At 46.0% G+C, this 12,263-nt stretch carries 7 protein-coding genes and 1 pseudogene; 1 reads left to right on the top strand and 7 read right to left on the bottom strand.

The window, feature by feature from the left end:
• Positions 1-267: 267 nt before the first annotated feature.
• Entirely contained in the window at positions 268-588 is a 321-nt protein-coding gene (locus NSQ68_RS12860) for an AMP-binding protein (protein WP_342426147.1), read from the bottom strand.
• An 89-nt stretch (positions 589-677) separates the two neighbouring features.
• On the opposite strand from NSQ68_RS12860, the gene NSQ68_RS12855 reads away from it, so the two are divergent.
• Positions 678-1,130 (top strand): hypothetical protein, encoded by a 453-nt coding sequence (locus NSQ68_RS12855; RefSeq protein WP_342426146.1) that lies wholly within the window; start codon positions 678-680, stop codon positions 1,128-1,130.
• Positions 1,131-5,196: 4,066 nt separating this feature from the next.
• On the opposite strand, the pseudogene NSQ68_RS12850 reads toward NSQ68_RS12855, so the two are convergent.
• From NSQ68_RS12850 to NSQ68_RS12825, 6 genes and pseudogenes are all read right to left on the bottom strand, one after another.
• A pseudogene (locus tag NSQ68_RS12850) lies at positions 5,197-5,325 on the bottom strand (tyrosine recombinase XerS); the annotation flags it as partial.
• Positions 5,326-5,400: 75 nt separating this feature from the next.
• Positions 5,401-6,099, bottom strand: a complete 699-nt coding sequence (gene narI, locus NSQ68_RS12845) for a respiratory nitrate reductase subunit gamma (protein WP_342429040.1) — start codon at positions 6,097-6,099, stop codon at positions 5,401-5,403.
• 2 nt (positions 6,100-6,101) lie between these two features.
• Positions 6,102-6,770 carry a nitrate reductase molybdenum cofactor assembly chaperone gene (gene narJ, locus NSQ68_RS12840; protein WP_307345036.1) on the bottom strand — a complete coding sequence of 223 codons (669 nt, stop codon included), beginning with the start codon at positions 6,768-6,770 and terminating at the stop codon, positions 6,102-6,104.
• Positions 6,757-8,271, bottom strand: a complete 1,515-nt coding sequence (gene narH / locus NSQ68_RS12835; protein ID WP_342429039.1) for a nitrate reductase subunit beta — start codon at positions 8,269-8,271, stop codon at positions 6,757-6,759. The genes narJ and narH overlap by 14 nt, the downstream gene beginning before the upstream one ends.
• Positions 8,261-11,947 carry a nitrate reductase subunit alpha gene (locus NSQ68_RS12830; protein WP_342429038.1) on the bottom strand — a complete coding sequence of 1,229 codons (3,687 nt, stop codon included), beginning with the start codon at positions 11,945-11,947 and terminating at the stop codon, positions 8,261-8,263. Before NSQ68_RS12830 ends, narH begins: the two co-directional genes overlap by 11 nt.
• Positions 11,940-12,221, bottom strand: coding sequence for a hypothetical protein (locus tag NSQ68_RS12825; RefSeq protein ID WP_342429037.1), 282 nt, complete (start codon positions 12,219-12,221; stop codon positions 11,940-11,942). The genes NSQ68_RS12830 and NSQ68_RS12825 overlap by 8 nt, the downstream gene beginning before the upstream one ends.
• Between the last annotated feature and the right edge of the window lie 42 nt (positions 12,222-12,263).

Here is a 12,263-nt window from a genome sequence, read left to right as displayed (position 1 = left end):
GCAGGATTGTAACTGAACAATTTGCGATAGAATTCATCGGATTTCTGAAAAATTTCTTTGACACTAAAGATAAAGGACATCCTAAGAATAAAGGCAAAGTAATCCCACCGTTGTACAGTTTAGGCAGCATTGTTCAGGATACTGTGCGAGCATTAGCCGGATATCGTATGGCTCCAGACACTGGTTATACTTTCAGATTATTAGGTTTTATCTTTATTTTTCTCCTCCGCCTCTTTTGGTTCTAGGAAATTCCCCGTTTCCCCGGGTTCACAATTGAATGGAACAGGGTCCATGTGTCGGCGGCGTGAAAATTGAAACGATTCTGGCTGTTGAATAACAGGCGCCCCACATGCCGATGTCGATCAGAGTACCTTTCGGTTTTCCGGTTGAACCCGAGGTGTAAATCACATACGCAAAATGTTCCGGGCCGGCGGATGACTCCGGATTCCGTTCATCGTCCAGGCAGGAAAGCGTATTCAACAGAATCACAGTGCCTCCAAACGCTGCACGCTCCTGCAAATGGTCCTGAATGACTAAAATTTGCGCCTTCGAATCGTCCAGCCTTTCCCTCTCCGTGGGAAACGACACAACAGTCTTTTGAAATCCATCGAGCCTTTTTCCTCGGATTCGCTGAGCAGCGACAGCCTACCGATGATTTAATTCGGCTGCGATATCAGTTGACGGGCAATCGTCATATACTTGTCAACTATGCGTCTGACCTCCGTTTCGTCGAACAGGCCAATTCGGTAATTGAACAGCAAGCTCATCTGGTTCAGCGTCAAATTTTCGGCCAGTTGCAGATCAAAATCGATGACGGTATGGCCGGCGCACAACGATTGCAGGTTATCCAGCCGCGCATATTCGCCGAAGTGGATCGCCGCCAACGTTCGGTATTGGATCGACATATCGAACAGTCTATACGTGTCTTTGGTGGAGCCTGCGGCGCGGAGCTCTTAAACCAGCTGATTGTAAGGATACCATTGATGCCGGAGATGAGACAAATGCTCGAAAGCTACCCGTTTCAGGAAGTCAAAAAGCTCCTTCTCGGGATCAATCCGAATATGGGCGGGGACAGCGCTGACGAACATACCGATCATTTTTTTGTCCCTGCGGGTGAACGGTTGGCATAGATAGTGCAGATCGTGATATCGTGTCTGCCTGAGACTTTATACAGCCTCTATGGGAGGGTTTCAACTTCAATTGTTACATTTTCCGTGTTTAGTCCAAATCGCTAGTGTGATAGCCCTATTACATCCTCCCTAACATCTTGTAGTGTCCATAATTAGGTTAATTAGTGTATTCAATAAATTGGAAATTATTATTTTTGTCACTTCTTAAGTTGCTACTTCTTCCCTATCATCCTGATCATTATCAAGGTAAAAAAAATATACCATCTAGTGCAAATGTATTCAATATAATGTCAAATAAAAAAATAATTTCATTTGTGCAACACTAATAAAAGAGCGCCTAGTACCTCACGATCAGAACATGAACCCGGCCTGCTCATTTAAAATGATTAATCTATTAATTCTTTCTTTCTCTATCGTTTTCATCGTAATAGCATTGAATTTAAAATCCCTCCTTGACTTATTTACACAATAAAACAAGAATATATTATTCCTTTTTTACGTTTTATTGGCGTCCCATGGCTCCAGTTCATCAAGTTCAACGCGTTCCTCAAGGCCTTATCTACCTCCTACGCGGTTATACAGGTAATAACTTTGCATACCCGCCAAGAACTGTCCTGGACCGTTTGAAGACGTTTGGGGATAATGTATTCAGAACTGATACTGACGGCAGCATCGTCGCCCTTTCGGACGGTGAAACTGTAAAATTCAATGTGCATCCCCTGGTCAACCGGAAAAGTGATTCCGGAAGTTCCCACGGAAGCCACTACTCCCGCTGCAGCGCCCCCCTCTCCCCCTTCTTCTGCAGAGGTACAAGAAATGACAGTCGAAGCGGATATTGATAATCCAAAGCCTGCCCCTAACGATAAGGTGACTGTCACACCTCCGTGACGGACGGCATCGGTCAACCAATCTCGTGTATCCAAAGGTTTTACGGTCGATGTCGATTAGTCGTGGAGAAAGACGGTGTACACGGGCAAGGTAAAACCTCATTTATGCCTTAATAAAGGAGAATTAAAAACTGAAAGGAATAGTCGATTGGTTTGAGGAATGGTATGGCGGTCATTGAGATCAAAGGAAAGACACAAGATGTTCCGAGGTTAGTAGTGGACCAGGGGGTTAAGGGAGGAGATGTCGTTTATCTCAAAGACGGATATGGCGTAAAGACGAGGATGAAACAAATGAACGATCTAAATGGATAAACAGACTCATGAATTCGTTATTTGAATAAAGCAAGCATCTTGGCGGTCTTTATAGACGCATTTAGGCAATTATTTATGAATCTGATCTGCATAAAAGCAAATTATTAGGATATGTAAAAAACTCATAATTCATTTATTTTAGCATCTTTTTTAGTTGAGATATCCTTGGTTGGACAAGTCAAGCATCTCAGCGTACTCTGTTTGTTTTAAACAAGATTTACCCAATGAGCTCTTAGCTTCTCAATTAAATACTTTGTTGAGAAGCTCGCTTTTTAGGCATTTTAGGTTCTTTTGAACTCTGTGGATTGACGAATATACCACATCTAAAATTAGGATGCATTATTTTGACCATATCTTCGAATTAGACGGTTATTTAGAAGGAATTACATAAGAGATCTGTCTAGCTTTACTTTCATCAGCAGCTGCTAGTTTTTATTACTATATGTTCGTACTCATTCCATTTTTATTACAATTTTAAGTTTTGTAATTTTTTATTACGATAATATCGTACTTTTTCAACCATTAGAGTTTAAAAACATTTTAAATAAAATTTAAAAGAATTATATGGGAGAAAATTATCACTCTTTCTTCGTACCATTTAAGTTTTATTACCCAATACTCGTACTTCATTAATTTTCATTACAATTTATTCGTACTTTCTTAAAATTTTATTACGAATTTATCGTAGTGTTCAAATTTTTTTGATTAATAATCTCTCACGAACCTGAATATTTTTAAAGATTTTCTTACTTTTTTCTTGTATTTTATTACGTCATTTTCGTACCTTCACAGCTTTATTACGATATTTTCGTTCTAAACATGATGAAATTATGAAGGACTTTTGTCGAGTTGAAAATTTCCCCTTAAAAAGTTAGGCGCAAATTTTTTTCTTACCATTTTTCGAACTAAATAGGCTGTCTTAGATTTATTTTTCTTATCACATATATAGATTTTCCTACGATTATCACGTACTTTTTGCTTATGTTTTCAATTGGAATAGGCAATGCTATAATCTTTTTGTAGTTGAAAGATTCAAAGCATAATGTTTTTAATACAGTAACTGCAAAAAAAGAACCCAACTATGTATCTAATAAGTGGTTAGTTTGGCGACCAGCACTTTATTAGACAATGAGGAGTCGGGGTCTTGGTTTTACCTCTTTGTTGATGTGTTTTTCATTGATGCTTTGAGAATTTCTTGAAGGATTTGATCATTTTTGTTCATCACTGAAAACTCCTTTATGTTTGGCTACCTCTATTAGGGCAGATCCAGCTGATCGACTCAACCGGTCAATTCTGTGGAACATCTTTATTACTTACCCTTAAGCAAAAGCATCAAGAATATAGGCCTCACCTTTTCGTAAGTATTTTCTCGGTGGCTTCCCATTTTTCAAAAAAGCCTCTTTATCAGTAGCATTAATTTTATCTTAATTAAAAGCACGTTCAATATCTTTTTTGTGACTGATAAGCGCTCTACCAATAATTTGGACTTCCTCATCGTTAAAACTCACTTCCACTGCCTGCGCCCAAGAATGCTAATTCGTGCACACATAGCTCAAAGGAGAATTATAGGGGTTAGCCTTACTAAAAGCAGGAGTATTACTCACTAGCTATTTTTCTCCAATGTACGTAAGCAAAAGCGTATGGATACATAACTGGAAATTTTTTGAGATTCTGATTTTAATAAATTCCATAACTGTTTAATACAATGAGAATGATTTTCAAGAAGTTTTTTCCTAATATATCAATTAATTGATTGGAAAAGCATTTTATTGGCTGGATTAAGTTCGAAGTTAAACTGAGAACTAAATTGCAAATCTTCTTTAGTCATCGTTAGAAGCTCATCATTTTTGAAAGTTTTTTGTCTAACACTTGAGGATATCTTTGTTAATAGATCAAAATTACAATATTCTCTTAGGAATATATATTCAGTTTTTATCTTCTCTTTTTGAGTGCTGAGCTACTTTAAAGCTGAAAAATCTTTTATCTCGACTTTTATGTTCCAAATATTCCAATTAACCTCTGAGAAGTTAGGCAATTTACAGCCGTATTTGCATGTGAACGGCTCTTCTAATCTTTTATTAGATAATAGAAACTCGATGATATGCACGATAACCACCTTTCTAACAAGCTCATGTAGATCATGCGGTAAGAAGTATCGGTTTTTGTTCATGTTTGGAATCAATACAAGGCTAGAGGATTTCGGATATAATCCCACTGAAGCTTGGTGACATTCGTGGAAATCTCACTTTGATTTCTGAGTCCAAGTTCGATAAAAAACGTCAAGATGCTTATATAATATACCGCTCAAACATCGGATTTTGCAGCATCCCCGCGCGAGTCCATTTCCGCATTTTCACGCATACTCTTATTCGCGGCTTACATAATACAAAGTCGCCGCCGGCATTAATTACGTCAAAACAGTATTTTACGTAATTATATGACTGTTTGGATCATTTTCTTCTGTTCATCTACTGATAAACCTCCCCCGCTATAAGCTCATCACTTTGGTCGTTTGATCAATGATGAAACTGAAATCACCTCTTACAAGTGGGGAATTTTATATCATTGTACAACCTTATCTATGTATTCCATAAAAGAAGTCTCCTTAGACGCAAACCATCATTCTGAATCCATTACTATAGAAAAAGTCGCCATTAATGGCGACTTTCAGGCTGTCGAGAAACCCCCTGTTTTTTTGCAGGGGGTTTAAAACTGTCTTAGTGGTCTAAAAACTAGAGTCCTCAGATCGTTTTAAATCGATTTTTGTTTTAAAAGATGCGTCTACCCATATAAACATAGAAGTGTCGAAAAGTCCTATGTTTTTTTCTCCTAGAGCTTCAATCTTAATTTGATCGCCACCAACAATAAAGGTTGTTTTTCAATCTTGGCACATTATTGTTCTCTAAGTGATAACGGGTTGCAAATGAATGTCTCAGAGAATGCACGGATAAAGCTGGTTTTCCAAAAGCGGAAGCATATTTTTCAATCAGTTTCTCATTGGTTAAGCAGAGATGCTCTTCATGAACAGCTATTATTGTCATCAGAAATTTTCGTCCATATCAAAATAGAAATCAGGTTCTCTCCCGTTTCCGGTAACTGTTTCTGGAACGGTACTGCTGCGGAGCTCTTGCCGGATAACGTGCGGGAAAAGAAAACATATGGACCAGATGGGTAAACGGAATGGAAGCGAACAGAAGAAACGCCAGGATGATGTGAAGTTGAAACACGAAAGGAACCATGGCCATCAACCCGTATTGCGGATTGAAGGTGAATAGGCTGCGAAACCAAGGCCCAATGGTCGTACGGTATTCATAGGTCACCACAGTCGTATTATACACGATGGTCATATAGGTTCCGATGGCTGCGATGATCAGGACTAAAATCACTGCAAAATAATCGCCAAAACCCGCATGGGCCCTTACCCGGCGGTTAAGGATTTTGCGCATAAGCAGAAGAACCAGACCGATGACGACCATCAGACCGGCAAAACCACCCCCTGCGATCGCAAATATATGATAGGTCTCATCGGATATGCCGAAGAAATGATAAACACTGCGCGGGATCAACACACCCATGATATGGCCAACAAACGCGAAAATGATCCCGTAATGGAACACAGTCGAACCGATTCTAAGCCATCTTTTTTCAAAAATCTCCGTGGAAGGTGCCATCCAGCTAACCTGACGAAAAGCAAACCGATAGAGCAAGCCAAAGATCATCACTGTCAAGGTGAGATAGGGAAACACGACCCACCAAAAGATACCAGTCATCATTATACCTCCATTCCATTGCACGTTTTGTAGACAGGCAAGCCCGAATCGCTACGAGCCGTACCGTCCATGCCAAACAGGATAGGGTAAGGCAGTTCATCCAGATCGGCGCTCTCCCGCTTGCTCTCCAGCATGCGAATTTCTTCTTCCGTAGGGACCTCGAAAACATCGGTCATCAGAAAGTTCAACAACCCGGAATAGGGACTGTCTTCAGACAGATGCTTCCGAATCCGCTCTGTGGCTGCGGCCAGCCGGAGTTCAAGCGCGCGTACATGAACATTGTCGGACCTTACCGCCAGCAGCTCGTACAACAGCGGAATGAAGTCGCACAGCTCCCCGCTCGGCATCATAAAGCCCGCATCCCGGACAATATGCTGAAGCAGAATCAGAGCTGCCCCACGTTCCCGGCTGTCACCCAATTCATGAGCGGTCAGATAGAGTCCGGTCTTTTCCTTCCAATCGAACGTCCAAACATAAATTTCCTGAAGCTCCTTGGGAGGAACCGTGAAGATAGCCTCGGCCGCCTGGCCAAACCTGCTCGCCAGCTCATTATCCTTCATTTCCTCTTGGACAGCTGCAAGCAGTTCCTCCTTCATTTTCTGAAAATCCTCACAGGGATATCCTAGCAATCTGGCGCAGGCCACCAGCAAAACGGGCTTATGTTCCATCATCCATATCCTCCCTTGCGAAAAGATGTGACGTGACCGCGCTTGACGGGGTAATGGATTCGATGCTGCAGGCCCCCTGCTTGTAATGAAGCTCTTTCGCGCCATCCATTTCCCTCCGGGCGGTTGGAATCACAAACCTTTCGTTATATTTGGCAACAGCGAACAATCGGGTCATCTCTTCAATTTCCTCCACCGTAATTCCCGCCTCCCCCAAAAGCTGGCTGTGCCTGAGATCATCCATGCCGCCAACGGTTCGCTGCCGCCTATGGACACGCATGGCGGTCATTTTAAGCAACACTCTACGGATGACGGAGGTATCCCCTGCCGTAAGCAGAGATGCCAGATACTCCATTGGAATCCGCATCTGATCGACGGCGGGAATATAGTGATCGGTCTGAAGCTCGTCTTCTTCAATATGGTTCATAATCGGGCTAAGCGGCGGAACATACCACACCATAGGGAGCGTGCGGTATTCCGGATGAAGTGGCAGAGCAACCTTCCACTTCATGGCAAGCTTATAGATCGGCGAGCGCTGTGCCGCATCGATCCAGGAATCGTTGATCCCGCTTCTTCTCGCCTCCTTGATTACTTCCGGCTCGAAGGGGTCAAGGAACACCGAAAGCTGGGATTCATACAAATCCTGCGGATTCTCCACGGAAGCAGCCGCCTTGGCCCGATCCGCGTCATAGAAGACGACACCGATATAACGGATCCGGCCCACACAGGTTTCCGAGCAAATCGTGGCCATTCCCGCTTCTGTCCGCGGGTAGCAGAAATTGCATTTTTCCGCCTTGTGCGTATTCCAATTGTAGTATACCTTGTGGTAGGGGCAGCCATTGGTACAGAATCTCCACCCCCTGCAGGCGTCTTGATCTACAAGTACAATGCCATCCTCCTCCCGCTTGTACAGAGCTCCGGATGGACAAGAAGCCACGCAGGAAGGGTTCAGACAGTGCTCGCAAATGCGAGGCAGGTACATCATGAACGTCTTCTCATACTCCATGGCGATCTGTTCCTGAAGCTGCTTGACATTTGGGTCCAGCGGTACGATCTCGCTTCCGCCAGCCAGATCGTCATCCCAGTTCGGGCCCCATTCCGGCTTGTCCATATATTCTCCGGTAATCAGTGATACAGGCCGCGCGACCGGAAGATGCTTCCGCTTGGGGCTATGAATCAAGTTATCGTAATCATAGGTCCACGGCTCATAGAAGTTGTCCAGGCTGGCCATATTCGGATTGCAAAAAATATTCGCTAGTTTGGTGATTGGCCCCCCAGCTCGGAGTGCCAGCTTTCCGTTGCGCAGAACCCACCCGCCTTTAAATTTCCTCAGGTCTTCCCATGCCCGAGGATAACCGGGACCCGGCCGGGTTTCCACATTGTTGTACCACATGTATTCCGTTCCGGGCCGATTGGTCCACGTGTTCTTGCAGGTCACCGAACAGGTATGGCAGCCGATGCATTTGTCCAAGTTCATGACCATGGCGACTTGCGCTTTAATCCTCAAGCCAGTCAACCTCCTTCAACGGTCGGATGATTGTCATCGTATCTCTCTGACTTCCTGTAGGCCCGTAATAATTGAACCCGTAGCTCAATTGGGCATAACCTCCGATCATATGTGTCGGCTTCATCGTAATCCGGGTCACACTGTTATGGGTACCGCCTCGCTGCTTGGTGATAGAGGTGCCCGGCACGCCAAGCGTGCGATCCTGGGCATGATACATATAAGCGATCCCCTCTGGAATCCGGTAAGTCAACACCGCTCTTGCTGCGATGACTCCATTCCGGTTATATACCTCAATCCAATCGTTATCCTTGATCCCGATCGAAGCCCCGTCTTTTTCGTTCAGCCAGACGACCTGCCATCCGCGGAAGAGCGTCGACATTTGATTGGTGTCGATGAACATCGTATGAATTCCCCATTTTTGGTGTGGGGTCAAATAACGAATCGTCATCGTTTTCCCTTTCGTTGGTACTCCTTTCTCTCCCTTAAAAAAAGGAATGTGTTCCAGCGGCGGTAAATAAAGAGGCAACCCTTCACCAAAATCCAAAATCATCTCATGGTCCAGATAGAAGCTTTGTCTGCCTGTTAAAGTACGCCATGGAATGCTGTACTCCGTATTTAAGGTAAAGGGCGAGTATCTCCGATTGTCCTTCTCCAAGCCACTCCAGACCGGAGTTGAGATCGTATGCCGAGGCTGAGCAGTAATATCCAGAAGCGTGAAAGCCTCCTCTTCCCGAGGTTTTGAGATGTCCTCAAGCTTTTTGCCGGTTTTGGCCTCTAGCGAACGCCAGCCTTCCACGGCCCGTTCTCCGTTCGTGGCGCCAGACATCAGCAGAATCGCTTCGATTACCTGTTTATCCCGGAATAGATCCGGCTGTCCTTTGCCGATCCCCTCATGTTTCGATGCCCCCAGCCGCTCCATGAGCTGGCCGTACACCTTGTCGCCGGGAATTTTAATACCCTTTGTTCCATAGCCCTTTTTAATGTTCGGTCCGATGGTAATCATTTTTCCATACACGTTCGAATAGTCACGCTTCACCAATAAAAAATGGGGCATCGTTTTGCCGGGCACTGCCTCCGTCTCTCCCTTGCGCCAATCGCGGATTTTTCCGTGAACTTGGGCGATCTCATCTGGACTGTCATGTCCGAGCGGAGTCATGAGAACATCCTCGCAGGCTGGCAAATGTTTCTCCGCCAATTGGGAGAACGTTTTGGCGATTTCCCGAAAAGCGTCCCAATCGCTTTTGCTTTGCCAAGGCGGTTCAACAGCCGGATTAAACGGATGGACAAACGGATGCATATCGGTCGTGCTTAAATCGTATTTTTCGTACCAGGTCGCTGCTGGCAGCACGATATCTGAAAACAGCCCCGAACTCGTCATTCTAAAATCCATGCTGATGAACAAATCGGTTTTGCCTTCCGGTGGGACGTCATCCGTCTTCACCGTCTCCGGCCGCCACGAATGGCTCGGGTCCGTCAACACCTGATTGTCCGCCCCGATCAAATGTTTGGCAAAGTATTCATGCCCTTTACCGCTATCGCCAAGCAGATTGGACCGCCAGTTGAAAAAGACACGCGGGAAATTGTTCGGATCATTGGGGTGCTCCACCGCAAAATCTAGCTCTCCCTCTTTAACCATTCTCGCAATTTCCTGTACGGCCTCCTGGTCGTCCGAAAACCCTTTTTCTCGAACCTGTCTGGCCACATCGATGGAGTTCTGGTTGAATTGCGGGAATGAAGGCAACCACCCGAGCCTTACGGCCAGCGCATTGACATCCGCAGGATGCATATGGTTAAACCGCCCGCCCCAGGATGGTTTCTGTTCCTCATTGACCTTGGCCTCATAGCGGAACTGCTCCGTCGCGAAGTAGAAGAAGGAGGTTCCGTTTTGTAAGCGGGGAGGCTTGATCCAATCTCCTGCAAATGCGATCTGCTGCCACCCCTCCACTGGTCTTACCTTTTCCTGACCTACGTAATGGGCCCACCCGCCGCCATTTACTCCCTGGGAGCCCGTGAGCAGAACCAAATTCAGAATGGAACGGTAGATTTGGTCGCTGTGATACCAATGATTCGTTCCTCCGCCCATGGCGATCATCGATTTTCCACCTGTCTTGGCTGCATTTTCGGCAAACTCCCTCGCTACCTGAATGCAGTGAGATTTCTTGACGCCGGTAATCGCTTCCTGCCAAGCCGGAGTGTAAGGCTTCGGATCGTTATAATCGGCCGGATAATCGCCTTGCAGTTGCTGTCTGGGTACACCCAAATGAGCCATCATAAGATCGTAAACCGTCACGACTTTGATCGTCTCGCCTTCCACACTCGACAAATGCTTTACGGGAACTCCGCGCCGAACTGTCCCTCCCTCCGATTCCACGAAATAAGGAAAGTCAACGAGAGCCACTTCATCCGCCGCATCAATAAATGACAGCAGAGGGTCCACTACTGTCCCGTCGGGATTTTCGAGATCCAGGTTCCACCTGTTGTCCTGATCCCAACGGAAGCCCTGACTGCCGCTCGGAACCATCGGCACTCCAGATGCGGCGTCCCAGACTACCGTTTTCCATTCAGCCAACTCCTGGGCATCGCCCAAGTCGGAGGCCCGGAGAAAGCGGCCCGAGCGAAGCGCATCTCCATGTTCCTCCAGCATCACGAGGAAAGGTAGATCGGTAAATTTTTTCACGTAATCCGTAAAATAAGAGACTTGCTGATCCACATAGAATTCTTTGAGAATGACGTGGGTCATGGCCATGGCAAGCGCGGCATCGGTTCCGGCTTTAGCCGGCAGCCAAATGTCCGCAAACTTTTCATATTCGGCATAATCGGGGCTGACTCCGACCACCTTGGTGCCGTTATAACGGGCTTCCACCATGAAATGCGCATCAGGAGAGCGGGTTTGCGGAATGTTGGTCCCCCAGATAATAAAATACTTGGAGTTATACCAGTCGCCGCTTTCCGGCACATCTGTTTGTTCTCCCCAAACCTGCGGCGAGGCAGGGGGAAGGTCTGCATACCAATCATAAAAACTGAGGATGGTCCCGCCAATCAGCGACAGGAAGCGTGTCCCTGCCGAATAACTCACCATGGACATGGCCGGGATCGGGCTAAAGCCGACGACACGATCCGGACCGTATTGTTGAATGGTATGGATAATAGAACTGGCGATCATCTGACAGGCATCATCCCAATCCGCCCGGACGAAGCCGCCTTTCCCTCTAGCCTTGACATATCTCTCACGCTTTTTGGGATCACTGACGATGTTTTTCCAGGCCCTGACCGGGTCCTCCACAACTGCCAACTCCTCACGCCACATGTCGTACAAATCGCCGCGGATATAGGGATACTTCACCCGGATCGGGCTATAGGTATACCAGGAAAAGCTAGCCCCGCGCGGACAGCCCCGAGGTTCATACTCGGGGCTGTCGACCCCCGTGGTCGGATAGTCCGTTTTTTGTGTTTCCCAGGTGATAATGCCGTCCTTGACGTAAACATTCCAACTGCAGGAACCGGTACAGTTGACGCCATGTGTCGACCGGACGACCTTGTCATGCTGCCAGCGGCCGCGGTATAGGCTCTCCCAATCCCGGGATCTGGGGCTCTCCTCGGTCCATCCCTCGTTAATGGCCTCTCCGCGTTTTAAGTATTTCAACGCTTCAAGCAGCTTGTTTTTATGTTCAGCCATTGCACAGATGCTCCTTTCCCCGCTGGTTTACCGGGTTAAACCTTTCCCCCGTCAGTTTAAAGCTGTCTTGTCCCGACTGAAGCTCTTCCATAAACACTTCCCAATCCGCTGCATTGCAAGCCGCGATAATCAGGCGCTGAAGCACGTTCAGATCCTGCAGCCGGCAGATTTGTTCTTGCACAGGCTGCGGCACTCCGCCGAATCTCATCTCAAGCAAGGCAAGCAAATCATTCCGATCATCCCGGACAAACTGTTCCATTTCCACCTGATTCATCTGGTTCGCCTTCTTTCGTAGCTACTTTTCTACACTCATCTG

This window comes from Paenibacillus sp. FSL L8-0158 (genome assembly GCF_038592965.1).
Taxonomy (GTDB): domain Bacteria; phylum Bacillota; class Bacilli; order Paenibacillales; family Paenibacillaceae; genus Paenibacillus; species Paenibacillus polymyxa_D.
Note: the sequence above shows the minus strand (reverse complement) of the source record. Positions and strands in the feature narration are given on the sequence as shown.